A 24,053-nucleotide genomic window follows, 5' to 3' on the forward strand; every position below is an offset into this window, starting at 1 on the left:
GTAAATTAAGATTTAATTATTTAGACCAATGAACTTCGATAATATCTTCGGTAGTTATTGACCAATCATATGGAGCTGTATTGGTAGGAGCTAATGAAACAGAGGCAGGGTCTGTAGCAGTTGCCCCAGCTATAATACTATAATCTCTATTAGCAATCAGTTTTGCACCATTTCTATATACACTAACATTTTTAAACTCTAATGTTTGAGGAGCGTTTGTAAGTACTAAAGTTAAGGTAGCAGGATTAGCTGTAGCAACAACTGCAGGTGTAGTAGTACTATCAAAAATATCATGACCACTTTGGATTAAATCACTTAACAGTAATTTTTTTACTTGACCAGTAGCTTGATCTCTTACTAAAAGAGTGTAACCAGTAGTAGAAATACCATCAGCTTGTCCTGCATCAGCAGTTGCAGCAGCACCGTTTTCAACAACTGTATTATTTAGGTTAAAATTAATACCATCAATAGTAAAGTTATGATCTGTAGTACCATCATTTAAAGTGATTGTAGTATCACTATTTAAAGTTCCTCCCAATTGAATAGTGGTGGTAGTGGTATTGTTAGTAGTATTAGTTAATGTAGTAATACCATTTTGAGTTTGGATGTATTTAATAGTACCTTTATTGTCTATAACTCTTATAGTTTTATTTACTCCAGTTTGAATGTCTTTATTTGCAGGAGCAATATCTACACCAGTGATTTGCGCACTAACAGTACCAATAGCCAATAAACTTAAGACAGCTAATGTTAATTTAAATTTGTTTGTAATTGTTTTCATGAATTGATAATTAAATTGTTTTTAAGATTTTTAATTAAGGATTGTTATTAATAAAGTTGAACTATTCGTATTTCATCACCTGCATAGCATGTTGCTTCAGGTTCTATGGTAATTGTTGTGGCATTATCAACAGTAAAGTCTATTCTAACTCCGTTTCTGTATACATTAATTTTATCAGTTGTATATAATGTAAGCCCCGTAAAAGTTACCTGACCATCAGTTGCTATAATTTTTATAACTTCTTCATTTAGTAGGTTAGAAGCAGCGGTTCTTTTTAAAACGCCAGTAGTTCTGTCTACTGTAACGATATCATCAGTAGTAGTGCTTCCATTTTCTAAACCACTAATAGCTAATGTATTTGTAGTACTAGTTTCAATAGTGGTAGGTTGAATTAATACACCACCTAATTGAATAGTATTACTAGCATTTATTAAAAGTCCGTTATTTGCAGATGGTGTTGTGTTAGATGTCACCCAAGTGGTACCATCATAAGCATAAATTATACCAGTGGTTGTATCTACATAAACATCTCCAGAACTTGGATTCGGGGCAGTACTATTATTAGGTGTTCCATTTCCTCTTCTAGGGTTGTTGTCTATAGAAATCCAATTTGTTCCATCCCAAATACTGGTGGTATTATTTTGAGAGTCGTTAATCCAAAAATCACCTATTTCATTATCAATAGGAGGTGTGGAAGAAGTAGTTACGTCAATACTTTCTCTAGTTCCTGAAGAACATAAACTTCTCCATGAGCTACCATCGTACATGAAAACACAATTCTGGTCAATGTTGAAAACTAAAGCACCTCGCAAAGGTTGAATTGCATTCATTTGAGTGCTGGTCATTCTACTTATAACTAAAACTTTGTCAGAACTCTCTAGTTCTAGGATAGAGCTTAAATGAATTGAAGAGGGATTATCTCCAACTTTTACTTGAGAAAAGGTTGGGATAATAGCACAAACAAGAATCAAAGAAAAAAGTAATCTTCTTTCCATTCAGTTAAATAATTAATTGTTCTTAAGACTCGGGGGGATTCTTAAAAAATACATGGACATGTATTCGCTTACAAAGGTAAGAAAGATTTTTTATTTAGAAAGACGTTTAATTTTTTTTGTATATTTTTTTAGTAAAAAAATTTCATAAAGAAAACTTATCGAATTTTTATATGGAGTATTGAAATTCTTATGGTTCGTAATAGCGATATTAAAAAGTGATTTCCAATGTACCCTTATAGCTTTTAAGGCTTTTAGATAGGTATAATTTTGTGAATCGTAAATATGAGTAGGTTCTGCTATAATTCCGTTGATTTCTAGTATTTTAAAATTAATACCCTTTTCTAGTTCCTCAAAAGTATTGTACTTTAAATCAATTCGTCCATAATACCAACCGGGAATTGATTTACTTAGTTTATCAAAAGTGTCAGTTAGTTTATCATTTATTAAATGATTACCATTAATAAACTGAGTTCCCTTAGAATGATTACCTATAGCAGTAAGTTTAATAACCTCATTTTTAACAGGTATTTCTGTAAGTTTATTTTGATGAATTTTAAAAAATAAATCGACGTATAATTTAGCTCTTTTATCAGCTAAAATTAATTCTTTTAAAGTAGAGGTCCCGTCTCCTGTAACGGATAAAAAATGTTTTAGAGTTAATGAAGAAATTTTTCCAGAATCATCCTTTGGGTTTCTATGATAAAATATCCCACACTCATTTTTATAATCTAAAAACTCTTGAATAATAATGTCAATGGAGTATTTTTCAAGATAGTTTTTTAGTGTTTCTTTTGTAGTTATTTTTTCAACTAATAAACCTCTAAAGCCAACATCGGGTTTTGCTATTAAAGGAAAATTAATTTTTTGTTCTTTGATATTTTTACAAACAGTTTTAAAATCAGTTTTTGGTTTAATTAAAACTGTTTTAGGTCTATGTTGTTCAGGAACTAATAAAATTGTTTCGTACTTACTTTCAGTTCCATTTCCAGAGCTTTTTATACATGGATTAGTTGCACTAAAAAAAGCTAAATGTTTGGCTTTGAAGGCTAGATAAAAAGCGTAAGGAAGATTAGGAAGATAAAACATAGCGGATGGCCAATGCTCCCAGTCTGTTATTTTTTTTATGGAACTATTTTTAATCAAAAGTTATTTGCTAAAAAGGTGGTCTAATATAGTTTTAAAAGTTTTAAAGCCATAATATACGGTAAATAGTATTAGCAACACACCAACTGCGAGCAGACCATATGCAATAAAAACTTTTGGAGCATCTTTAAAAGCACGTAAGGCTTTAAAAGCAATACTTAATACTAATGGAGAAATAATTAACAACCCTAAAAAAACTAAGAGCTTTTTTATACCAGCTTCAAAAGTAGTAGGTTTATTCATTTGTATAGTTTTTTATTGCTTCACGAACATTTCTATATTTTTTTAATAGCTCGCTAGCAGTTTCTTGGTCGATATTTAATTCAGAAGCTAACATTTTTTCTCCTCTATCTACTAATTTGTTGTTAGACAATTGCATATCAACCATTTTATTTCCCTTAACTCTTCCTAATTGAATCATACTAGCTGTAGAAAGCATATTCAATACTAATTTTTGTGCTGTTCCAGCTTTCATTCTAGAACTTCCAGTCACAAACTCAGGGCCTACAACAACTTCAATAGGAAATTGAGCAGTTAAAGCTAAGGGACTTCCTTGGTTACAGGTTATACAGCCTGTAATAATACCGTTATTGTTACATTCTTCTAAAGCAGAAATAACGTAAGGTGTAGTGCCAGACGCAGCAATACCTACTACAATATCTTTTGATGATATTTGATGCTCTTGTAAATCTTTCCATCCTTGATTCGTTGAATCTTCAGCGAATTCAACAGCTTTTCTAATAGCATAATCACCACCAGCGATTAATCCAACAACTAACTCGTGAGGAACGCCAAAAGTAGGAGGACATTCACTAGCATCTACAATTCCAAGCCTACCACTGGTACCAGCACCAATGTAAAACAATCGACCACCTTCTTTTAATTTTAATACAATATGTTTCGTTAGTTTTTCTATTTGAGGAAGTGCTTTTTCTACAGCGAAAGGAACTGATTTGTCTTCTTTATTGATGTTAAACAGTAATTCAGATACACTCATTTTTTCCAAATTATTATAGTTGGAATCTTGTTCGGTTGTTTTTGTAAACTTCATGCTTCAAATTTACTAATTAAAAGTTTTAAGAAATTAGATTGTTGTGATTATAATTTTATGGTGTCATAATTATAAGTTAAAACAAAGTAATGGGGGTTAAATAATAATTCGGCGGACATTATTGTTTAATAATTTGTTTGGTTTACTTTTTTAATAGAAAAAGCAGGTGATTTATCACCTGCTTTTGAATTTTATATAACTAATTAATTATATGTTTTGTAAAATATTATTAAGAGTTTTACTTGGCTGCATTACTGCATTAGCTAAATCATCATTTGGTTCATAATATCCACCAATGTTTACAGCTTTACCTTGTACAGAATTTAATTCTTCTACAATTGTCGCTTCATTAGTAGCCATTTTTTCTGCTATAGGAGCAAATTGAGATTTTAAATCAGCATCTTTGTCTTGAGAAGCTAAAGCTTGTGCCCAGTACATAGCTAAATAAAAATGAGAACCTCTGTTGTCTAGCTCACCAGTTTTTCTTGAAGGTCCTTTTTTATTATCTAACAATTTGCTTGTCGCATCATCTAAGGTTTCTGCTAATATTTTAGCCTTGGTATTATCGTTAGTTTCCCCTAAGTGTTCTAAAGAAACTGCTAATGCTAAAAATTCTCCTAAAGAATCCCAACGTAAGTGATTTTCTTCTACTAATTGTTCAACATGTTTTGGAGCAGATCCACCAGCACCAGTTTCAAATAATCCACCACCGTTCATTAATGGAACGATAGATAACATTTTAGCTGAAGTTCCTAATTCTAAAATAGGGAATAAGTCAGTTAAATAATCACGTAAAACGTTTCCTGTAACAGAAATAGTATCTTTTCCTTCTTTAACTCTTTCTAAAGTATATTTGGTAGCCTCTATTGGAGATAAGATTTTAATTTCTAAACCTGTAGTATCGTGGTCTTGTAAATATTTTTCTACTTTTTTGATGATTTCTGCATCGTGTGCTCTTTCTTTTCCTAACCAGAAAACAGCAGGAGTTTGTGTAGCTCTTGCACGAGTAACAGCTAACTTTACCCAATCTTGAATAGGGGCATCTTTAGTTTGACACATTCTCCAAATATCACCCGTTTCAACAGTGTGTCCTAATAATACAGTTCCATTAGCATCGATAACTTCAACTTTTCCGTCAGTAGTGATTTCAAAAGTTTTATCATGAGAACCATATTCTTCAGCTTTTTGAGCCATTAAGCCTACATTAGGAACTGTACCCATAGTAGTTGGATCAAAAGCTCCATTTTTAATACAGAAATCGATAGTTTCTTGGTATAAACCAGCATAAGAACTATCAGGAATCACAGCTTTAGTATCTTGTTGTTTTCCTTCTTTATTCCACATTTGTCCAGAAGTACGAATCATTGCTGGCATAGAAGCATCAATAATTACATCAGAAGGAACGTGTAAGTTAGTAATTCCTTTGTCAGAATTAACCATTGCTACATCAGGGTTATTAGCATAAATAGCTTCAATATCTGCTAAAATCTCTGCTTTTTTATCAGCTGGTAATTCTTCTAGGTTACTCAACAAGTTACCAAATCCGTTGTTTACATCAACCCCAATTTTTTTAAATGTATCACCGTGTTTAGCAAATAAATCTTTAAAGAAAACACGAACAGCATGACCAAATATAATAGGGTCTGAAACCTTCATCATGGTTGCTTTCATGTGTAAAGAGAATAAAACTCCTTTATCATTAGCGTCTTTAACCTGTTCTTCTAAGAAAGTTAACAATGCTTTTTTACTCATAACAGAAGCATCAATTACTTCTTCAGCTAGTAATGATACCTTTTCTTTTAAAACAGTTTTGTTTCCATTAGCATCAGTATGTACAATTTGTACATCTGTAGCATTTGGTACTGTAACTGATTTTTCACTGTGTGCAAAATCTCCTTCAGTCATTGTTGAAACATGAGTTTTAGAGTCTGTACTCCAAGCTCCCATTGAATGAGGATTCTTTTTTGCGTAATTTTTTACAGCTTTTGGAGCTCTACGGTCAGAGTTACCTTCACGTAAAACAGGGTTTACTGCAGAACCTTTTACTTTGTTATAACGTGCTAAAATAGCTTTTTCTTCATCGGTAGTAGCTTCTTCAGGGTAATCAGGTAAAGAGTATCCTAAAGCTTGTAGTTCCTTGATTGCGGCTTTTAATTGAGGTACAGAAGCAGAGATGTTAGGAAGTTTAATAATATTAGCTTCTGGCTTTTTTGCTAAATCTCCTAAAAAAGCTAAAGCATCTTCTACTTGTTGTTCTTTAGGTAAAAAATCTGAAAAGTTAGCAAGAATACGACCAGCAAGAGAAATATCTTTGGTTTCTACTTCTATGTTAGATGATTTTGTAAAAGCTTTTACGATTGGTAAAAACGAACGAGTAGCTAATGCTGGAGCTTCATCCGTTTTTGTGTACATAATTTTAGCAGTCTTATTCATATGTATAAGTAATAAATTAAATTATATTTTGAAGTGACGCAAATTTAAGAATTACGGCTGAGTTTTTTGATGGTAAATTATTATTAATTAGTGTGTTTTGTTGTGAATATGATAATTTAAAGAGGTGAAATAGAGAATTTGTTATTAAAAATAAAAGCCATATCAAACAATTTCTTGTAATTGATATGGCTTTCTTGAAATAGTAAGAGGTACTGATTTATATTACTACATTATCAAATAAACGGTGTTTATGCTTTTTCCTTAGATAAAGCTACGTTACTACCTCAAAAGAAACTTTACCTTATAAATTATGTCACCTATAAAATAAAAGTTTCGATGTTTTTAAACAGGTTAGTCCAGCTAAATTTAAACCAATAATACTTATAAACTTATAACTAGAAAACTATAAATTATTAATAACTTACAATTAATCAAAAATTATGATGATCGTATTTAGCTTTAATTACGTTTAAAAACAAAATATATAAAGAACGTTACTTTAATGGTTTACTTTTAGTGATTAATACAGTTAACTATAATTCTGACGTCACTTACTTTGTAAACTCTTTTCCAAATATAAGAAATAAATAACTCTTTTTTAGTGTTTTAGGTGTTTTGTTATCAACAAGTTGGATGTAATGTTTTATTAACAAATGTGAATAAAAAAGCTCCCAATTTCTTGAGAGCTTTTAAGTAGTTAAATGATTTCTTTGATGTTTTCAGGTGGACGACCAATCACTGCTTTATTGCCATTAATAACTATTGGGCGTTCTATTAATTTAGGATTGTCAACCAAGGCTTTAATGATTTCAGCATCTGATAGTTCTCTTCCTTTATATTCTTCTTTCCAAATTTTTTCATTTTTACGAACTAAATCGATTGGAGAAATATTTAATAGACTAATAACTCCTTTTAACTCTTCAGTAGAGGGAATAGTATCTAAATATTTTACAGTTTCAAACTCTTTACCAGAGTTTTCTATAATCTCTAAACCTTGTCTTGATTTAGAACAACGTGGATTGTGATATATTTTTATCATTATTAAGAGTTTTATAGTATTAATCTTCTTTTTGCCCCATCATCATTAAATAGGCTTTTAAAAACGGATTGATATTTCCGTCCATAACAGCATCTACATTTCCTGTTTCATGGGCTGTACGGACATCTTTTACTAATTTATATGGGTGCATTACGTAGTTACGAATTTGACTTCCCCATTCATTTTTCATTTTGTTTGCTTCAATTTCGTCACGAGCAGCTAAACGTTTTTGTAATTCAATTTCGTACAATTGCGATTTCAGCATTTGCATTGCAGTAGCTCTATTATCGTGCTGCGAACGTGAGTTAGAACACTGAATTTGAATTCCTGTAGGTTTATGCAAGAGCTGAACTTTAGTTTCAACTTTGTTTACATTCTGTCCACCAGCACCACTTGAACGTGCTGTAGTAATTTCAATATCGGCTGGGTTTACTTCAATTTCGATAGAATCATCGGCTACAGGATACACATATACAGAAGCAAAGGAAGTATGACGTTTCGCATTACTATCAAAAGGAGAAATACGTACCAAGCGATGGACCCCATTTTCACCTTTTAACCACCCAAAGGCATAATCGCCTTCAAATTCTAAAGTAACCGTTTTAATACCAGCAACATCACCTTCTTGGTAGTTTAAGGTCTTTATTTTAAAACCTTGTTTTTCTGCCCACATAGTGTACATTCGAGTTAGCATTTCTGCCCAGTCACAACTTTCAGTTCCACCTGCACCTGCTGTAATTTGTATCGTTGCACTTAAACTATCACCTTCTTCTGAAAGCATGTTTTTAAACTCAATATCTTCTAAAAAAGTAGCAGCTTTATCAAATTGTTCTTCTACTTCGTTTTCATCAATATCACCTTCTTTATAAAAATCATACAAAACTGTTAAATCGTCATTCATAGCTACAACAGTGTTATAATCTTCTACCCACTTCTTTTTAAACCGAAGTGATTTCATTACAGCTTCTGCTTCCTTTGGATTGTTCCAAAAATCAGGATTTGCTGTTTTTTCTTCTTCATTTGAAATTTCAATTAACTTCTTGTCAATTTCTAAATATCCTTTTAACTTGCCAATTCGTTCAGTGATATTTTTAAGCTGTTCGTGTGTAATCATAGATGCAAAAATACATTTTAAAAATCGTAGTTAGAAATGGAAATAAACTTAATAAGTGACACAGTAACAAAGCCAACTCAAGGAATGTTGGAAGCAATGATGAGTGCTAAGGTAGGAGATGATGTTTTTAAAGCAGATCCGACAGTGAATTTGTTACAAGAAAAAGTAGCGGATTTGTTTGGAATGGAAGCTGCGTTATTTTTTCCTTCGGGAACCATGGCAAATCAAACAGCGATAAAGATTCACACACAACCAGGGGATAGAATGTTTTGCGACAAATGGGCACATGTATATAACTATGAAGGTGGAGGAGCTGCGTTTAATGCAGGAGTTACTTCTTGTTTAATTGATGGGGGTAGAGGAATGTTTACAGCGAATCAGTTAGCAAGTGTGGTAGGAGGAAGAAATGATATTCATACACCTTATAGTAGATTAGTTTGTGTTGAAAATACAACAAACAAAGGAGGTGGTGCCTGCTGGGACTTTGAAGAATTACAAAAGATTCAAAAAGTAGCTAAAGCCAATGATTTGGCGTATCATTTGGATGGAGCACGTTTATTTAATGCTTTGGTGGCAAAAAAAGAAACCCCAAAACAATATGGAGAGTTATTTGATACGATTTCAATTTGTTTATCAAAAGGATTGGGAGCTCCTGTTGGATCTGTTTTGTTGGGAACTAAAGAACATATAGAAAAAGCGTTACGTGTACGAAAGTTGTTTGGTGGTGGAATGAGACAAGCTGGTTTTTTAGCAGCTGCTGGGATTTATGCTCTGGATAATCAAGTAGAGCGTTTAGCAGAAGATCATCAAAAAGCAAAAGAAATAGGTAAGGTATTAGAAAGTTGTTCGTATGTGAAAAAGGTAGAACTTATTGAAACGAATATTGTTATTTTTTATGTAGAAGATTCTATAAATCCAGATGATTTTATGAAAAAGATGGCAGAAAGAGGTATATTACTAATTTCTATGGGGGAAGGAAAAATACGAATAGTAACTCATTTAGATTATACAAATGAGATGCATGAAAAATTATTACAAGAATTAAGAGAGTTTTTTTAAAAGAAAACTCTTACGATAGGAGAGAAAGCAGAAGCGTATACACTTTTGCTTTCTTCATACAAAACATCGTATTGTACGCCTAAAGAAACAACACCTATTCTGTAAGAAGCTCCAATATTTAAAGCAGGGTAATTATATTTTTTAGAAGTACCATTAATGTTTGTATTGACATACATTTGCTGTAAATCGGCAGAAAATTCAATTTCTCTAATAGGTCTATATAAAGTAATTATTTTAGGAGTGATTATATTAGAACTTAAACCTTCGTTTTTATTGTACACATAACCAATTCCTAAGCCTATAGAAAAAGATTCATTAAAATCATAAACAGTAGCTGGAGATATAGCAAGCGTTGTGTTATTTGAACCAAAGCCAAAGCTAGCATCCCCTCCAAAACGAAGATTTTTCCAAAAACTATGTTCTTGAGTAAAAGCAAAAACAGAATAAAAAAGGAAAACAGCTATAATAAATACTTTTTTCATAAGTAATGAATTAATATGGCTAATATAGTGAATGCTAATTATATAACGTTAATAAAAGTTTATGAAAAAACAGTTCTTTTTAATTTAAGTCTTCAAGTTTAGCAAGCTCTTTATAGTTTTTATTTAACTTTCTTAGTAAAATTCCATACAAGAGCTGATAAAAACACCATAAAACTATAAGCATAACTATCAACATTATTACTGTAACAATAATTGAAATTAAAACTTGCTTAGAGTTAAATTCTGGATGAGCTTTTAGTGATGCAATTGCAACTATAATTCCAAAAGTAAATACATATAACAAGTTAAATATAACGTAGTACTTTACAGTTTTTCTTGTTTTAATAATTTTTGTCATTAAAGTTTTAGTAGAGTCTACAACAGAAATGCTTTTATAATTAAGGTAAAATTTAATCAAGAAATAGAGTAGTACAGGGTATATGATAAATTGAGAATAAATCATAAAGTTATATAACCCAAGTTTTTTATATTCCTCATAAGCTTCTTCCATGTCAAAAATAAAATAGAAAGAATTCAAGAAAATAAACTCTAAAATTCCAATAATAAAAATCCACTTTACTATTGATGATGACTTGGAATGCGCCATTCTATAAATGTCGATTTTAGAAACTTTATTTGTTTCTTCAGACTGGTTTCCCCAAGCTTTTTTATATTTATCTAAATCCATTTAAATTATGGGTTTAATATCTTTTTTAATTTATCTTTTGCTCTGTTCATTTTAACCCGAGCATTTACTTGACTAATACCTAAGGTTTCAGAAATTTCTTTATAGGGCTTGTCTTCTAGGTATAAAAAAATTAGCGCTTTATCAATATCATTTAGTTTACGAATAGCACCATATAAGGCTTTTAATTGTATTTCTTCAGTGTCGTCATATTCTTCTGCTTTAATTTTAAAAGAATAGTCTGTAAAGTCTTGTGTTTTTATACTTCTTGTTGATTTTCTATATAAAGAAATAGCAGTATTTAATGCTACTCGATACATCCAAGTACTAAATTTTGCATCTCCTCTAAACTTACCATAGTTTTTCCATAACTGAATGGTGATTTCTTGAAACAAATCGTTATGTGCATTTTGATTGGTTGTATAAATCCTACATACCTTATGCACAATGTTTTGATTGGCTTCGAAATCAGTTAAAAATCTATTTTCTAATTCTTTTTTCACTAAGTTTAGTAGAGTTGTTATGTTATAAGTAGCTCAAAAATACAAATTGTTACAATTCATCCTAAAAATAATACAATTCAGTGTGTTTTTATTTTAGAGATAAAGCATCTTATGAATATTTGTGTCATAATTAACCGTAAAAAATAAATAAAATGAAACTTGTAATCCATATTGTTATTACAGTCGTCTTGTTTACAATTGAAACAATTTCAGCTCAAGACAAAACAATTGCAACGACAGTTGTAAATGTCACTTCAGATAAAGGAAAAATAAAATTTGCCTTATATACTAAAGAGAACTTTAGAAAAGAACCACTACAGGCAAAAGAATCAGTAATAATAAAGGGAAAAAGTACTGTAATTTTTGAAAAAGTATCAGAAGGAGAATATGCTATTATTTGTTTTCATGACGCAAACAATAATAATAAGATGGATTTTGAACCTAATGGAATGCCAATAGAAGACTATGGAGTATCAAACAATAAATTATCACGTTTTGGACCGCCTGTGTTTGACGAAGCAAAGTTTTTGGTTAAAGATAAAAATGTATCTTTCGATATTAAATTTTAGAATGAAGAGGGTAAACCTTTAAATATAATAAGCATAAAGAATGAAAACACCAGTAAAAAAAACATTTAATAGTTTGAAGAATGATATTTGGATTTGCTTAAAGCTTACAATTATTTTTGGTGTTGTTTTTACTATAATAAATCAAGCTTTTACATTAAAAGAAGCTGGATTAGTGTTTTTGTTTTCAGGAATGTATTCTTTTGTTCTGGGGTTAGGTAATGGAATTATTAATGGTTATTTAAGTAAAAAGTGGGATTGGGTTTTGCAAACCAATCAAAGAGTTTGGGCAGGAATCATAGCAACAATAAGCTATACAACTGTAGCTGTATTATTAATCCATTACGTACAGTACTTTGTAATTTTTAATAATAATATAGATAACTTTTTTAATGGACGATTTTTATGGATGCATTTATTTGCAATCATATTATCGTTAGCGATAGCCGTGTTTTTTCATGCCAAAGATTTTATGGTAAACTGGAAAGCGTCTGTAAAAGAAGAAACAACACAGCATGAAATAGTAGCTAAAACAGAAACAGCAAAATTTGAAACATTAAAGAATCAAATAGACCCACATTTTTTGTTTAATAGTTTAAATGTACTAACCTCTTTAATTAGCGAAAATCCAAAACAAGCAGAGAAGTTTACAACAAAGTTATCTAAAGTGTATAGATATGTACTAGAACAACGTAATAAAGAATTGGTGCCTATACAAGAAGAATTACAATTTGCTAAGACGTATATGGAGTTATTACAAATGCGTTTTGAAGAAGCTATTCAATTTTATATTCCAGAAGAAGTAAGTAATTCAGATTTAAAAATAGTTCCTCTATCTCTTCAATTATTATTAGAAAATGCAGTAAAACACAATGTAGTTTCTTCAAATAAACCCTTAGAAATAAACATTTTTGAAGAAGAAGGTTTTTTAAAGATTCAAAACAACGTTAATCCGAAAGAGGCTATAGGAAAAAGTACAAAAGTAGGATTAAGAAATATAGCAGATCGTTACGGTTTAATAACCGATAGAAATATTCAAATAATTAATAATAATAAAATATTCACAGTGTGTTTACCGCTGTTAATTAATATAAAAGATAGTATCATGGATACAAAAAGTTTAGAAAACAGTAATTATGTAAAAGCAGTAGAAAAGGTAGAAAAACTAAAAGAGTTTTATCAAAACTTAGTTTCGTATTGTATAGTTATTCCTTTTTTAATTTTTATAAACCTCAAAACATATTCAAAGTTTCAATGGTTTTGGTTTCCTATGATAGGTTGGGGGATAGGATTAATTTTTCATTATTTAGAAGTAAATAATTATAATTTATTCTTAGGTAAAAATTGGGAAGAACGCAAGATTAAGGAGTTAATGAATGATGATAAAAAATTATAAATGAGATGGAAAAAGAATACACAACAGCTTACAAATATGCAAAAGCAAAAAAGAGAGTAGAGAAAATCAAAGGGTTTTACATTCATCTTATAGTCACTGTATTAATCATTCCAGTTTTAATTTTTATAAACTTAAAGTTTGTGCCAAGTTATCATTGGTTTTATTATCCAATAATAGGAATGTTAATTGGAGTTTTTTTTCATTGGTTGGGCATTTTTGGAATAGAAAAAATAGGTTTAGGAAAAGATTGGGAAGAACGTAAGATTAAAGAATTTTTAGAAAACAATAACAATGGAAGGTAATTATAGAGAAGAAAAAAAGTATTTAGAGGCTAAAAAGAAAGTAAAACAAGTAAAAGGGTTTTATGCTCATGCTTTAGTAAATATCATTTCAGTGATTATTATTGTTTTAGTGAATTTAAAATTCTCACCTTATTATCACTGGTTTTGGTTTCCTGTTATAGGAATAGTACTAGTTACTTTTATTCATTGGATGCTAGTTTTTGGTGTTAACATTTTAGGGCTTGGAAAAGATTGGGAGGAGAAGAAGATAAAGGAATACTTAAATAAAAAAGACTAATATGAAAAGAGATTATACAGAAGAGCATAAATATTTACTAGCCAAAAAAAGAGTAGAAAAAATAAAAGGATTTTATTGGCATTTAGCAGCGTATATAATTGTAAATATATTCATTTCAGTTGTAATTATTATGGGGTTGATGAATGAAGACAAGTTAACTTTTATCAAAGCAATAAGCAATTTTGGTGTATATGCTACTTGGCTTTTTTGGGGGATTGGAGTTTTTTTTCATTGGTTAGGAGTATTTGGAACTAATATATTTTTTAATAAAGATTGGGAACAACGCAAAATACAAGAGTATCTAGATGAACTAAAAAAAGAGAGAAAATGGAAACTATAAATAGAGAACAACAATATATAAGAGCTCAAAAAAGAGTAGATGAAATTAAAAAGTTCTACAAACATTTAGTGTTTTACATACTAATAAACTTAATTTTTATAGGAAGAAGAATATATAAAGATATTGTTTATGGAGACGAATCAGTAATGGAAGCTTTTTTAGATGTAAACAACTATAATTTATTCTTTTGGTGGGGAGTTATAGTATTTTTACACGGATTTAATGTTTTTTCAAAAGGAAAACTTTTTTCTAAAAAATGGGAAGAGCGAAAGATTAAAGAATACATGAACAAGTAATTGCTAAAAGTAGACCAAACCAAACTATGAATGTTATAATTATTGAAGACGAAAAGCCAGCTGCAAGACGGTTAAGTAGAATGTTAGCTGAATTAGATATAGAAGTTCAACAAATGTTGCACTCAGTAGAAGAGTCGATTAACTGGTTTCAAAACAATTCTCATCCTGATTTAATTTTTTTAGATATTCAACTTTCAGATGGATTATCATTTGAAATTTTTGAAGAAGTAACTGTAAAATCAGCCATTATTTTTACAACGGCTTATGATGAATATGCATTAAAAGCATTCAAGTTAAATTCTATAGACTATTTGTTAAAACCCATAGATGAAGATGAGTTAACAATAGCAGTAAATAAATTTAAAGAGCATCAACCTATACAAAGTAATATACAGGTTAATATAGATGACATTCGTAAGCTGTTGATTAACCCAGTTGATAGAAAATATAAAAAGCGATTTACTATAAAAGTGGGACAGCACTTAAAAATTATCAATACAGAAGATATTGAATGTTTTTACTCAGAAAATAAAGCAACTTACATACATACAAATGCTAATAGAAATTATTTAATAGATAACTCTTTAGAATATTGGCAAGAAGAGTTAGACCCCGAGCAATTTTTTAGGGTAAATAGAACATTTATAGTACACATAAATGCGATAAAAGATATTGTTTCTTATACCAACTCACGCTTACAATTAAAGTTGCAATCTTACGATGATACTGAAATAATTGTAAGCAGAGAGCGAGTTAAAGATTTTAAGTGCTTTATTGAGTAAGTATTTTTCTAAAAGAATCAATTTTAACTTTAGCTTCAGGATGTATATTATTTCCGTCTTCAGTAAACCAAGCATGAGTACTACCAAAGTAGTTCATGCCTAAATATTTTGCACTTTCAATAAAAGGCATTTCAAAGCCATCTCTAAGATCGTTGTCACCAGAATTACTAATCATAGCCATATTTTTACCTCGTAACTGTCTTCCTAAATCTTTTTTATAATGTAACAAGTCTGACAATCTATCAAAAAATATTTTCAGCGTAGCACTCATACTATACCAATATACAGGGGTGGCAAATATTAGTGTATTGTATTTACTAACAATTTCTTCTATAAGAGGGATAAAATCATCATCAGAATTGCTAAAATCATATTCAAATACACCAATTTTTTTTATTTTTAAATCGATAAAATCAAAAGACTCATTGCTGTTGAGGTAATTAACCACTTTGTTTGTGTTTCCTACACTTTTAGAACTTGCTTGTATAATAACTGTTTTATTCATTCTGTCATTTATTTGGAAGTAAAGCTCAAAAAAATAAATAAAAGAATATCTTGGATTTAATTGTAATATTTGATAATAACCAAGAAAAAATCAATAGAAGAAGTCTATATTTTTGTACTTTTATGCTATAAAAAAAGCGGATGAACACAAATGCCTACATATTTTCTAAAAAAAGAAAGTTAAATGAATTTTCTACTAAAGAAGTTGTTGATAATGCTAAGAAGAAGCTGAAAAAATCAAGAAAAAAAATTAGTGATTTACAAGACACAATGTACGCAGAAGGTAAGTATAGTGTTTTATTGTGTTTACAAGGAATGGATACAGCCGGTAAAGATAGTTTAATTCGAGAAGTTTTTAAAGATGTTAATGCACGTGGAGTAGTAGTGCATAGCTTTAAAGTACCAACAGAATTAGAATTAAAACATGATTTTTTATGGCGTCATTATATAGCCTTGCCTGCTAAAGGAAAAATAGGAGTTTTTAATCGTACACATTATGAGAATGTTTTGGTAACAAGAGTGCATCCAGAGTATGTTTTTGCCGAAAATATTCCCACAGTAAATAACGTTGATGATTTAAATGATACTTTTTATCATGATAGAATGGAGCGTATTAATCAGTTTGAAAGGCATATATCTGAAAACGGAATAATTATTTTAAAGTTTTTTTTAAATATATCTAAAGAAGAACAGAAAAACAGATTATTACGTAGGTTAAATATTCCAGAAAAAAACTGGAAATTTTCTGCGGGTGATTTAAAAGAACGAAAGTTATGGGATAAATATCAAGAGTGTTATGAAGATATGTTGTTGAGAACATCAACAAATTATGCTCCTTGGTATGTAATACCTGCAGATGATAAACCTACAGCACGTTACATTGTAGCAAAAACATTAGAAAAAGAATTAGAAAAATATAATTTTAAAGAGCCTACACTGCCAAAGAAAGTGTTAGACCAAATAGATGAATTTAAAAAAGAATTAACGAACGAATAATATATAGAAAAGACAATAATAGATAATATATGTAAAGTAAATAAAATATTGTCTTTAAGCACTACAAAAAATGAATTTAAATTTAACAAAACCAATCGTATTTTTTGATTTAGAAACAACAGGAATAAACATTGCTAAAGATAGAGTAGTTGAGATATCTATTTTAAAAGTGTTTCCTAATGGAAATAAAGAAAGTAAAACATGGTTGGTAAACCCAGAAATAGAAATACCCAAAGAAGCTTCAGAAATTCATGGAATTACAAACGAAAAAGTAGTTACAGAACCAACTTTTAAAGAATTAGCACCGCAAATTAATGAGTTAATAGGTGATGCAGATTTAGCAGGATTTAATTCTAACCGATTTGATATTCCTTTATTAGCAGAAGAACTGTTAAGAGCAGGAATTGATTTTAATATGAATAATAGAAAAGCAGTTGATGTACAAACCATTTTTCATAAAAAAGAACAGCGAACACTAAGTGCTGGATATCAATTTTATTGCGGAAAAGAATTAGTAGGAGCACATGGAGCAGAAGCGGATACAAAGGCAACCTATGAAATTTTATTAGCACAGGTTGAAAAATATGAAGATTTAGAAAACTCAGTAGAAGCATTGAGTGAATTTTCAACCCACGGAAAAAGAGCAGATTTTGCAGGGTTTATTTTATTTAATGATAAAGATCAAGAAATTTTTTCTTTTGGAAAGTATAAGGGAAGAACTGTTGAAGAAGTATTTAAAGAAAACCCAGGATACAATGCTTGGATTCAGAATGCTGATTTTCCTTTGTACACAAAAAAGGTTTTAAAAGAAATAAAAGAACGAATGTCGGCACCGAAAGATACGATGACTGATGAAGAAAAGCTACAAGCTTTACAACAGAAGTTTAATTTAAGGTAATCTTTAACATTTATTTTTAGTAATTATCTCGGTTGTTCTTTAATTTAGATAGTACGAAAACAAATACAAGAAAAATGTTTACAGAATATAAAAAATTACCCCAAAACTCAAGGGTTTGGGTGTACCAGTCAGATAGAGAATTTACACAAGAAGAAATAGAATTTATCAGTGCAAAAGCATTACTTTTTATTGACAATTGGACACGTCATGGAGACGATTTAAAAGGATCATTTACTATTAAATATAATCAGTTTTTAGTATTGGCAGTAGATGAAGGCTTCAACAATGTTTCTGGTTGTTCAATTGATGCTTCTGTACGTTTTATAAAGGAGTTAGAAAAAGAGCTAGAGCTAGATTTAATGAACAAAATGAATGTTTCTTTTAAAGATGGAGATAACATTAATATTGTTAAACTTCCAGAGTTCCAAAATTTTGCCAAAGAACAAAAAATAACAGCAGAAACAGTTGTGTTTAATAATATGGTAAATACAAAAGGAGATTTTGAAACAAAATGGGAAGTACCAGCAAACCAGAGTTGGCATGCACGATTTTTGGTATAACTATTGATTTTATAAAAAAAGATGTTAAAGCCTTACATGTTTTTTGTAAGGCTTGTTAAGGGATAATATATGAAAAGAAAAGTATTAACATTACTAACGTTTGTTTTTATACAAATAATTCAAGCCCAAGTCCAAGGAGTAAACCCTTTATTGGCAAAAGATTCTATAACACAAAATGTATGGGTAGATAGTATCATGAAAACTATGTCTGTTGATGAAAAAATAGGACAGTTGTTTATGATACAAGCATATTCAAATAAAGATAAAAAACACGAAGATTTTATTTCTAATATGGTTACAAAATACCATGTAGGAAATATTATTTTTATGCAAGGAACACCTGATAAACAAGTAGTTTTAAACAATAAATATCAAGAATTAGCAAAAATACCTTTAATGGTTGGTTTTGATGGCGAATGGGGCTTGGATATGCGTTTGAAAAACACGTATCGTTTTCCTTGGAACATGACATTAGGGGCTATTCAGGACACGGTTTTACTTCAGGAAGTAGGTAAAAGAATTGGAGAACACTGTAAACGAGTTGGAATTCATATAAATTTTGCTCCAGTTGTAGATATAAACACTAATCCTGATAACCCAATTATAGGAAACCGTTCTTTTGGAGAAGATAAAGAAAATGTAGCAGAAAAATCAATAGCATTTACAAAAGGAATGCAAGAGGTAGGAGTGTTAGCGAATGCAAAACACTTTCCAGGACACGGAGATACGGAAGCAGATTCTCACCACACGTTACCAACAATTAATTTTAGTAAAGAACGACTAGATTCAATAGAGTTATATCCATTCAAAAAAATATTTAAAGCAGGTGTAGGAAGTGTAATGACAGCGCACTTGAGTATTCCAGCTTTAGAAACGAATCCAAAATTACCATCATCATTATCAAAAAGTATTGTAACCAATCTGTTACAAGATCAGTTAGGCTTTAAAGGGTTGATTATCACGGATGGATTGAATATGAAAGGAGCTGCAAATTATTCAACACCAGCAGAAATAGACTTAGCAGCAATTTTGGCAGGAAACGATATGTTGTTGATTCCTCAAGATGTCCCTGAATCAATTAGGTTGATTAAGAAAGCCCTATTGGAAGGAAAATTAACAGAAGAGCGATTAAATCATTCAGTTAAAAAGATTTTAAAGGCAAAATACTTAGTAGGGTTAAACAAGTATAAGCCTATTACTACAGAAAATGTTGTAAAAGATATAAATACCCCTTATGATGAGGTTTTACATCGTAAATTGATAAAAAACGCTATTACAGTTCTAAAAAATGAAGGAGGAATTTTACCAATTAACAACCTTAAGGATAAAAAAGTAGCTTACATTTCTTTAGGAAGTGATACTGGATCAGATTTCTATGAAATGCTTAAAAACTATACAAAAGTAGATAAGGTTTCTGATAAGCATTTAAGTGTATTGAACAAGAAGTTAGAAAAGTACAATCTTATAGTTATAGGTTTTCATAAATCAAATAAAAACCCTTGGAAAGGTTACAAGTTTTCTAATAAAGACCTTGTGTGGTTACAAGAAATAGCAAGGAACCATAAAGTTATTTTAGATGTTTTTGCTAGTCCATATAGTCTACTTCAAGTTCCTTCTTTTACTAACATAGAAGGAGTTGTAATGTCATATCAAAATAGTAAGTTAGCGCAAGAGCTATCAGCGCAAGCCCTTTTTGGAGCTTTTAATTTAAAAGGAAAGTTGCCAGTATCTATAAAAAATGAGTTTAAAGCAGGGGATGGATTATTGGTAGATGGGTTGGATGTGTTACAATACACAATTCCTGAAGAAGCTGGAGTTTCTTCAGAAAAACTTTCAATTATTGATAAAAGAATTGATACAATTTTACAAGAAAAGATGGCTCCAGGTGGACAAATTTTAGTAGCCAAAGATGGAAAAGTAATTTATAATAAAAGTTTTGGTTATCATACCTTAGCAAAAAATAAACCAGTTAGGAATTCAGATATTTACGATTTAGCTTCTTTAACTAAAATTTTAGCTTCGTTACCCATGATAATGAAAGCAGAAGAAGAAAGAAAAATTAGTTTATTTTCAAACTTGGGAGATGTATTACCAAGGTATAGTAAATCGAATAAAGACACTTTGTTATTAAAAGAAGTATTATCCCATTATGGACGTTTACGTGCTTGGATTCCATTTTATTTGCATACTAAAGACAGTGTAACAGGAAAGAACTCTACACAGTTTTATAGAAAAAACAGAACTTCAAGGTTTAGTATAAAAGTAGCAAGAAATTTATACTTAGCTAAAGAATATAAAGATTCAATTTATAAACAAATAGTTGATTCTGAACAACGAAAAAGAGTAGGATATAAGTATAGTGATTTAGGCTACTATATTTTTAAAGAAATTATAGAAAGAAAATATAAAAGACCTTTAAATAAACTGGTTGAAGAACAGTTTTATCAACCTATTGGGGCAGATAGAATGACATACTTACCTTTAAATAAGTTTACTAAAGATGAAATTGTACCCACAGAAAGAGACAATTATTTTAGACATCAATTAGTTCATGGTTATGTTCACGACATGGGAGCAGCTATGTTAGGTGGAGTAGGAGGGCATGCAGGGTTGTTTGCAAATGCAAATGATGTAGCTAAAATTATGCAAATGTTTTTACAGGATGGATCTTATGGAGGAAAGAAGTACTTAGAGCCAGAAACAGTGCATAAGTTTAATAAACGCTATTATGAAAACAAAAGAGTACGTAGAGGGTTAGGTTTTGATAAACCACAATTAAACCCCAAAGTAAAAGCAACTTGTGGCTGTGTTTCGGATGTGAGTTTTGGACATAGTGGTTTTACTGGAACGTATACTTGGGCAGACCCAGCAACAGGTGTCGTGTATGTGTTTTTATCAAACAGAATTTATCCAACAATGAGAAATTATGGTTTAGTAAAAAGTAATATACGTACCAAAATTCAACAAGATATTCAAGATGCTATTTTGATGGTGGAGTAGGTGATAATTTGGTATATAAAAGAATAAGTAAAAAGGAAGTGAAAAAGTAGATTAAAGCTATTTTCCAACCCCAAAATATAGATATTATCCAACTTTGTATACAATAAAAGGAAGGAAATAAAATAGCGTTTACACCAAATCTAAAGGTATCTATAAACTCTATTTCATCGATTTTTCTACTTAAAAATTTCCAAATTGAATATGGAACTAAACTATTTAAAACAATTAAAAAGAATAAAGGGAGAGCGTAGTTAATACTACGCTTTTTTTGTACAAGTACCTTTTTATTTCTTACAATACTGTTTATTTCATCAATTTTAGTAAAATCTACTTGAGCATTATTTAAATTAGCTAAGGTAGTTTCATAACTTTCATTTTGTTCTATATGAACAGATAAGTTTTCTAATTGATTTGAAACAAGCTCTTTTATGTGTTTTACAGATTTATTTATGTTTTGTTTGTCGTAATAATCGTTAGCCAAAATTGGAGAACCAAAATGGATAGCAGTTTTTGAAGGGTAGCTAGATACGTTTTGATATGTAATTCCTACTGGAATAATATTTATTCGAGTGTCAGGGAAATTATCTAAAGTTTTAAAAATAATTCTTGTAAAGCCTTTACTAAGTGGTCTAATAGCTCTGTCTTTTTTGTGTGTTCCTTCAGGAAAGATTAGTAAAGTTTTATTATTCTTTAAAAGGAGTTGACATTTATTAAAAATTTCTTCATTCTTACTAAGTTGTTGTACACCGTCTCTAATACGATAAATAGGCATCATTCCAAGCGAGTTGAAAAACTTAGCAATAATAGGGTTGTTAAATACAGCTGCACGCACTAAAAAGTTTGTTCTCCTTTTTATATGTGTAGCTATAAGTATAGGGTCAATTAAGCCATTTGGGTGATTAGCTGTAAAGATTACGGCTTCTTTTTTGGGAATATGCTCACTTCCAATAATCGTTGTCTTTTTAGAGTAAAAGAATAAGCCAGTTTTTACAAAAGCTTTAAAAAAGTAGTACAACAGTGTTTTCATGTATTATTTATTTCTTCCCCAGTAAGTAGCTAACATTATTCCTGAAAAAATATCCCAAACACCCCAAAACGCAGCAAGAAGGGCCATTCCTCCTAGGCCATCAAAAAAACTAAAAATAAGTAGTAAGCCTAAACCACCATTTTGTATTCCTGTTTCCATAGAAATAGTTTTAGAGTCCTTTTTATTTAATTTAAAAGATTTAGCAGTTACATAACCTATAATAAACGCATAAATATTATGAAATATTACAAGAAATAAAACTAGATGTATATAGTCTTTAAAAACATCAGCGTTATCATAAAGGGCTATTACAATTAATAAAAGGAAAAAGAAAATAGAAAATGGACGTAAAAGTTTATTGATTTTTTTAGCCATTTCATGATGATAGTGATTAACTAACATTCCTAAAACTATCGGAATTCCTAAAATAAGAAGGACAAGTTTAAAAAGTTCAAAAGGGTTTAAGGAAACACTTTTTAAAATTTCGTTAGTAGGCCCGTATAAACTACCCCATAATTGTAAGTTTAACGGGGTCATTACTAAACAAATTATCGTTGAAAATGCTGTTAAACTAACAGATAATGCAGCGTTGCCTTTTGCCATTTTACTAAAAAAGTTAGAAACATTTCCTCCAGGGCAAGCAGCAATCATAATCATGCCTAAAGCAAAACTAGGGTATGGGTTAATAATATTGATAAGGATAAAGGTTAAAAAAGGAAGTAAAATAAACTGAGATAATAATCCAACAAATAATATTTTAGGTTCATTAATAAGTCTTTTAAAATCCTCTACCTTCATATCTAAAGCAATACCAAACATAATGATAGCTAGAGCAACATTAAGCATCCATAAAGCTTCAGTATCAAAATTAATCTTAATACTATCAATTTGTAAAGTGTTAATGTTTAAAGGCATATTCTATTATGTTAGCCCCCATTTGTAGAGCTTTTGTTCTAATTTCTTTTGGATTGTTATGTACGGCAGTATCTTCCCATCCATCACTTAAATCACTTTCGTAATCATAAAAAACTATAAGTCTACCTTCATAGAACAAACCAAAACCTTGAGGAGGTTTTTTATCATGTTCGTGAATTTTTGGCAAGCCTTTAGGAAAGGAAAAAGTTTGATGATAAATAGGGTGATTGCTGGGGATTTCTTGAAGTTGTAATTCAGGAAAAACTTTTTTTAATTCTCTTCGTATGTATTTATCAAGACCATAATTATCTGATATATGTAAAAAGCCTCCTGAAATAAGATAACTTCTTAGTATTGAAATTTCATTATTTGTAAATAAAATATTACCATGTCCGGTTATGAAAACTATTGGGTAGTCAAAGATAGTTTCGTCGTCTAGCGTAATGTTTTGTATGTTTTTGTCAATCTGGGTTTTCGTGTTTTGATTAGTGAATTTTACAAGGTTAGGTAAAGCTGTAGGATTTGCATACCAATCACCACCTCCTTTATATTGTATAACAGCTATTTCTTGAGAAAAAATATTTTGACTTAATAGAAAAATAAAAAGCAGGGTGAGGTTTTTCATGAATTAACTTGAATTTAAAAGCAATATAGTAAAACAACAATAAAAAAACACTAACAAATTTGTTATCGCCTTCTTTTCTTTAAAAAAATAATTCTTTTGAATATGAAAGCTAATTAATAAAGTATTATGTAGTTCTTAAATAAAAAAAAAACACCAATAATAAATATTGATGTTTTTAAGCTATAGCTTCCTCTTCTTCGTAATTGAGAAATAAATTACACCTCAATAAATTTTTTAGAAATTTCACATTATAAATTGAAAACCCCTTCAACTATTTTCAATTA

At 30.0% G+C, this 24,053-nt stretch carries 27 protein-coding genes; 12 read left to right on the plus strand and 15 right to left on the minus strand.

All coding sequences use genetic code 11. The features are described from left to right. Window positions 1–16: 16 nt before the first annotated feature. The 8 genes from AC3VJB_RS02260 to prfB form a co-directional block, all read right to left on the minus strand. Window positions 17–781, minus strand: a complete 765-nt coding sequence (locus AC3VJB_RS02260) for a hypothetical protein (protein WP_047789624.1) — start codon at window positions 779–781, stop codon at window positions 17–19. A 47-nt stretch (window positions 782–828) separates the two neighbouring features. Continuing rightward, window positions 829–1,776, minus strand: coding sequence for a phage tail-like protein (locus AC3VJB_RS02265; protein ID WP_073183252.1), 948 nt, complete (start codon window positions 1,774–1,776; stop codon window positions 829–831). A 90-nt stretch (window positions 1,777–1,866) separates the two neighbouring features. Continuing rightward, on the minus strand, window positions 1,867–2,919 hold the full coding sequence (locus tag AC3VJB_RS02270) for an ATP-grasp domain-containing protein (RefSeq protein ID WP_497666703.1): 1,053 nt from the start codon (window positions 2,917–2,919) through the stop codon (window positions 1,867–1,869). 3 nt (window positions 2,920–2,922) lie between these two features. Continuing rightward, on the minus strand, window positions 2,923–3,162 hold the full coding sequence (locus AC3VJB_RS02275) for a DUF6095 family protein (protein WP_047789626.1): 240 nt from the start codon (window positions 3,160–3,162) through the stop codon (window positions 2,923–2,925). Then, window positions 3,155–3,970: an N-acetylmuramic acid 6-phosphate etherase gene (gene murQ, locus AC3VJB_RS02280; protein WP_047789627.1), complete on the minus strand. Its 816-nt coding sequence runs from the start codon at window positions 3,968–3,970 to the stop codon at window positions 3,155–3,157. The genes AC3VJB_RS02275 and murQ overlap by 8 nt, the downstream gene beginning before the upstream one ends. A 207-nt stretch (window positions 3,971–4,177) precedes the next feature. Beyond that, entirely contained in the window at window positions 4,178–6,403 is a 2,226-nt protein-coding gene (locus AC3VJB_RS02285) for an NADP-dependent isocitrate dehydrogenase (RefSeq protein WP_253680522.1), read from the minus strand. Window positions 6,404–7,100: 697 nt separating this feature from the next. After that, window positions 7,101–7,442 carry an arsenate reductase (glutaredoxin) gene (gene arsC / locus AC3VJB_RS02290; RefSeq protein ID WP_239178858.1) on the minus strand — a complete coding sequence of 114 codons (342 nt, stop codon included), beginning with the start codon at window positions 7,440–7,442 and terminating at the stop codon, window positions 7,101–7,103. A 19-nt stretch (window positions 7,443–7,461) separates the two neighbouring features. Then, window positions 7,462–8,556 (minus strand): peptide chain release factor 2, encoded by a 1,095-nt coding sequence (gene prfB, locus AC3VJB_RS02295; protein WP_281980206.1) that lies wholly within the window; start codon window positions 8,554–8,556, stop codon window positions 7,462–7,464. A 36-nt stretch (window positions 8,557–8,592) separates the two neighbouring features. On the opposite strand from prfB, the gene AC3VJB_RS02300 reads away from it, so the two are divergent. Next, window positions 8,593–9,615, plus strand: coding sequence for a threonine aldolase family protein (locus AC3VJB_RS02300; RefSeq protein WP_159615486.1), 1,023 nt, complete (start codon window positions 8,593–8,595; stop codon window positions 9,613–9,615). On the opposite strand, the gene AC3VJB_RS02305 is transcribed toward AC3VJB_RS02300, so the two are convergent. The 3 genes from AC3VJB_RS02305 to AC3VJB_RS02315 form a co-directional block, all read right to left on the minus strand. Continuing rightward, a complete protein-coding gene (locus AC3VJB_RS02305) occupies window positions 9,612–10,097 on the minus strand; it encodes a hypothetical protein (RefSeq protein ID WP_047789632.1) in 486 nt (161 codons plus the stop codon). The genes AC3VJB_RS02300 and AC3VJB_RS02305 overlap by 4 nt on opposite strands. A gap of 79 nt (window positions 10,098–10,176) precedes the next feature. After that, window positions 10,177–10,785 (minus strand): DUF8845 family protein, encoded by a 609-nt coding sequence (locus tag AC3VJB_RS02310; RefSeq protein ID WP_047789633.1) that lies wholly within the window; start codon window positions 10,783–10,785, stop codon window positions 10,177–10,179. Between the two features lie 5 nt (window positions 10,786–10,790). Beyond that, on the minus strand, window positions 10,791–11,285 hold the full coding sequence (locus AC3VJB_RS02315; protein WP_073183239.1) for an RNA polymerase sigma factor: 495 nt from the start codon (window positions 11,283–11,285) through the stop codon (window positions 10,791–10,793). Between the two features lie 152 nt (window positions 11,286–11,437). Here AC3VJB_RS02315 and AC3VJB_RS02320 point away from each other — a divergent pair, with 152 nt between their 5' ends. Genes AC3VJB_RS02320 through AC3VJB_RS02350 form a run of 7 tightly spaced genes read left to right on the plus strand, consistent with a single transcriptional unit; the run spans window position 11,438 to window position 15,244 of the window. Then, complete coding sequence (locus AC3VJB_RS02320) at window positions 11,438–11,854, plus strand: DUF2141 domain-containing protein (RefSeq protein WP_073183237.1); 417 nt, start codon at window positions 11,438–11,440, stop codon at window positions 11,852–11,854. Between the two features lie 40 nt (window positions 11,855–11,894). Then, window positions 11,895–13,247 carry a 2TM domain-containing protein gene (locus AC3VJB_RS02325; protein WP_167714048.1) on the plus strand — a complete coding sequence of 451 codons (1,353 nt, stop codon included), beginning with the start codon at window positions 11,895–11,897 and terminating at the stop codon, window positions 13,245–13,247. 5 nt (window positions 13,248–13,252) lie between these two features. Beyond that, window positions 13,253–13,549 (plus strand): 2TM domain-containing protein, encoded by a 297-nt coding sequence (locus AC3VJB_RS02330; RefSeq protein WP_047789637.1) that lies wholly within the window; start codon window positions 13,253–13,255, stop codon window positions 13,547–13,549. Further along, the gene (locus tag AC3VJB_RS02335; RefSeq protein WP_047789638.1) at window positions 13,539–13,826 is read left to right on the plus strand and encodes a 2TM domain-containing protein; all 288 of its coding nucleotides are present in this window, start codon (window positions 13,539–13,541) and stop codon (window positions 13,824–13,826) included. Before AC3VJB_RS02330 ends, AC3VJB_RS02335 begins: the two co-directional genes overlap by 11 nt. A 1-nt stretch (window position 13,827) precedes the next feature. Beyond that, entirely contained in the window at window positions 13,828–14,166 is a 339-nt protein-coding gene (locus AC3VJB_RS02340; protein ID WP_497666704.1) for a 2TM domain-containing protein, read from the plus strand. Then, entirely contained in the window at window positions 14,154–14,462 is a 309-nt protein-coding gene (locus tag AC3VJB_RS02345) for a 2TM domain-containing protein (RefSeq protein ID WP_047789640.1), read from the plus strand. The genes AC3VJB_RS02340 and AC3VJB_RS02345 overlap by 13 nt, the downstream gene beginning before the upstream one ends. Before the next feature lie 26 nt (window positions 14,463–14,488). Further along, window positions 14,489–15,244: a LytR/AlgR family response regulator transcription factor gene (locus tag AC3VJB_RS02350; protein WP_281980211.1), complete on the plus strand. Its 756-nt coding sequence runs from the start codon at window positions 14,489–14,491 to the stop codon at window positions 15,242–15,244. Here AC3VJB_RS02350 and AC3VJB_RS02355 read toward each other — a convergent pair. Next, window positions 15,234–15,749 carry a flavodoxin family protein gene (locus AC3VJB_RS02355; protein WP_167714046.1) on the minus strand — a complete coding sequence of 172 codons (516 nt, stop codon included), beginning with the start codon at window positions 15,747–15,749 and terminating at the stop codon, window positions 15,234–15,236. The two genes, AC3VJB_RS02350 and AC3VJB_RS02355, sit on opposite strands and share 11 nt — an antisense overlap. A gap of 140 nt (window positions 15,750–15,889) precedes the next feature. On the opposite strand from AC3VJB_RS02355, the gene AC3VJB_RS02360 reads away from it, so the two are divergent. The 4 genes from AC3VJB_RS02360 to AC3VJB_RS02375 all read left to right on the plus strand — a co-directional run bounded on the left by AC3VJB_RS02360 (window position 15,890) and on the right by AC3VJB_RS02375 (window position 21,202). Further along, window positions 15,890–16,744 (plus strand): PPK2 family polyphosphate kinase, encoded by an 855-nt coding sequence (locus AC3VJB_RS02360; RefSeq protein WP_464837958.1) that lies wholly within the window; start codon window positions 15,890–15,892, stop codon window positions 16,742–16,744. A gap of 70 nt (window positions 16,745–16,814) precedes the next feature. After that, on the plus strand, window positions 16,815–17,642 hold the full coding sequence (locus AC3VJB_RS02365) for a 3'-5' exonuclease (protein ID WP_125067922.1): 828 nt from the start codon (window positions 16,815–16,817) through the stop codon (window positions 17,640–17,642). 74 nt (window positions 17,643–17,716) lie between these two features. After that, the gene (locus AC3VJB_RS02370; protein WP_437824288.1) at window positions 17,717–18,202 is read left to right on the plus strand and encodes an ABC transporter ATPase; all 486 of its coding nucleotides are present in this window, start codon (window positions 17,717–17,719) and stop codon (window positions 18,200–18,202) included. Window positions 18,203–18,271: 69 nt separating this feature from the next. Beyond that, a complete protein-coding gene (locus tag AC3VJB_RS02375; protein ID WP_173360858.1) occupies window positions 18,272–21,202 on the plus strand; it encodes a serine hydrolase domain-containing protein in 2,931 nt (976 codons plus the stop codon). On the opposite strand, the gene AC3VJB_RS02380 is transcribed toward AC3VJB_RS02375, so the two are convergent. Genes AC3VJB_RS02380 through AC3VJB_RS02390 form a run of 3 tightly spaced genes read right to left on the minus strand, consistent with a single transcriptional unit; the run spans window position 21,183 to window position 23,769 of the window. Beyond that, window positions 21,183–22,229, minus strand: coding sequence for a 1-acyl-sn-glycerol-3-phosphate acyltransferase (locus AC3VJB_RS02380; RefSeq protein WP_047789649.1), 1,047 nt, complete (start codon window positions 22,227–22,229; stop codon window positions 21,183–21,185). The genes AC3VJB_RS02375 and AC3VJB_RS02380 overlap by 20 nt on opposite strands. 3 nt (window positions 22,230–22,232) lie before the next feature. After that, on the minus strand, window positions 22,233–23,144 hold the full coding sequence (locus tag AC3VJB_RS02385) for a bile acid:sodium symporter family protein (RefSeq protein WP_073183222.1): 912 nt from the start codon (window positions 23,142–23,144) through the stop codon (window positions 22,233–22,235). Beyond that, the gene (locus AC3VJB_RS02390) at window positions 23,128–23,769 is read right to left on the minus strand and encodes a DUF4159 domain-containing protein (RefSeq protein WP_497666705.1); all 642 of its coding nucleotides are present in this window, start codon (window positions 23,767–23,769) and stop codon (window positions 23,128–23,130) included. The genes AC3VJB_RS02385 and AC3VJB_RS02390 overlap by 17 nt, the downstream gene beginning before the upstream one ends. Window positions 23,770–24,053 lie beyond the last annotated feature (284 nt).

The organism is Tenacibaculum sp. TB-53 (assembly GCF_059716285.2).

Bases quoted from the DNA above. Each gene is read 5' to 3' on its own strand.
- AC3VJB_RS02375 (WP_173360858.1), top strand. From the start codon at position 18,272: ATGAAAAGAAAAGTATTAACATTACTAACGTTTGTTTTTATACAAATA.
- murQ (WP_047789627.1), bottom strand. From the start codon at position 3,970: ATGAAGTTTACAAAAACAACCGAACAAGATTCCAACTATAATAATTTG.
- prfB (WP_281980206.1), bottom strand. From the start codon at position 8,556: ATGATTACACACGAACAGCTTAAAAATATCACTGAACGAATTGGCAAG.
- AC3VJB_RS02340 (WP_497666704.1), top strand. From the start codon at position 13,828: ATGAAAAGAGATTATACAGAAGAGCATAAATATTTACTAGCCAAAAAA.
- AC3VJB_RS02390 (WP_497666705.1), bottom strand. From the start codon at position 23,769: ATGAAAAACCTCACCCTGCTTTTTATTTTTCTATTAAGTCAAAATATT.
- AC3VJB_RS02380 (WP_047789649.1), bottom strand. From the start codon at position 22,229: ATGAAAACACTGTTGTACTACTTTTTTAAAGCTTTTGTAAAAACTGGC.
- AC3VJB_RS02345 (WP_047789640.1), top strand. From the start codon at position 14,154: ATGGAAACTATAAATAGAGAACAACAATATATAAGAGCTCAAAAAAGA.
- AC3VJB_RS02355 (WP_167714046.1), bottom strand. From the start codon at position 15,749: ATGAATAAAACAGTTATTATACAAGCAAGTTCTAAAAGTGTAGGAAAC.
- AC3VJB_RS02365 (WP_125067922.1), top strand. From the start codon at position 16,815: ATGAATTTAAATTTAACAAAACCAATCGTATTTTTTGATTTAGAAACA.
- AC3VJB_RS02360 (WP_464837958.1), top strand. From the start codon at position 15,890: ATGAACACAAATGCCTACATATTTTCTAAAAAAAGAAAGTTAAATGAA.
- AC3VJB_RS02320 (WP_073183237.1), top strand. From the start codon at position 11,438: ATGAAACTTGTAATCCATATTGTTATTACAGTCGTCTTGTTTACAATT.
- AC3VJB_RS02300 (WP_159615486.1), top strand. From the start codon at position 8,593: ATGGAAATAAACTTAATAAGTGACACAGTAACAAAGCCAACTCAAGGA.
- AC3VJB_RS02305 (WP_047789632.1), bottom strand. From the start codon at position 10,097: ATGAAAAAAGTATTTATTATAGCTGTTTTCCTTTTTTATTCTGTTTTT.
- AC3VJB_RS02325 (WP_167714048.1), top strand. From the start codon at position 11,895: ATGAAAACACCAGTAAAAAAAACATTTAATAGTTTGAAGAATGATATT.
- AC3VJB_RS02350 (WP_281980211.1), top strand. From the start codon at position 14,489: ATGAATGTTATAATTATTGAAGACGAAAAGCCAGCTGCAAGACGGTTA.
- AC3VJB_RS02385 (WP_073183222.1), bottom strand. From the start codon at position 23,144: ATGCCTTTAAACATTAACACTTTACAAATTGATAGTATTAAGATTAAT.
- AC3VJB_RS02310 (WP_047789633.1), bottom strand. From the start codon at position 10,785: ATGGATTTAGATAAATATAAAAAAGCTTGGGGAAACCAGTCTGAAGAA.
- AC3VJB_RS02285 (WP_253680522.1), bottom strand. From the start codon at position 6,403: ATGAATAAGACTGCTAAAATTATGTACACAAAAACGGATGAAGCTCCA.
- AC3VJB_RS02265 (WP_073183252.1), bottom strand. From the start codon at position 1,776: ATGGAAAGAAGATTACTTTTTTCTTTGATTCTTGTTTGTGCTATTATC.
- arsC (WP_239178858.1), bottom strand. From the start codon at position 7,442: ATGATAAAAATATATCACAATCCACGTTGTTCTAAATCAAGACAAGGT.
- AC3VJB_RS02370 (WP_437824288.1), top strand. From the start codon at position 17,717: ATGTTTACAGAATATAAAAAATTACCCCAAAACTCAAGGGTTTGGGTG.
- AC3VJB_RS02330 (WP_047789637.1), top strand. From the start codon at position 13,253: ATGGAAAAAGAATACACAACAGCTTACAAATATGCAAAAGCAAAAAAG.
- AC3VJB_RS02260 (WP_047789624.1), bottom strand. From the start codon at position 781: ATGAAAACAATTACAAACAAATTTAAATTAACATTAGCTGTCTTAAGT.
- AC3VJB_RS02275 (WP_047789626.1), bottom strand. From the start codon at position 3,162: ATGAATAAACCTACTACTTTTGAAGCTGGTATAAAAAAGCTCTTAGTT.
- AC3VJB_RS02335 (WP_047789638.1), top strand. From the start codon at position 13,539: ATGGAAGGTAATTATAGAGAAGAAAAAAAGTATTTAGAGGCTAAAAAG.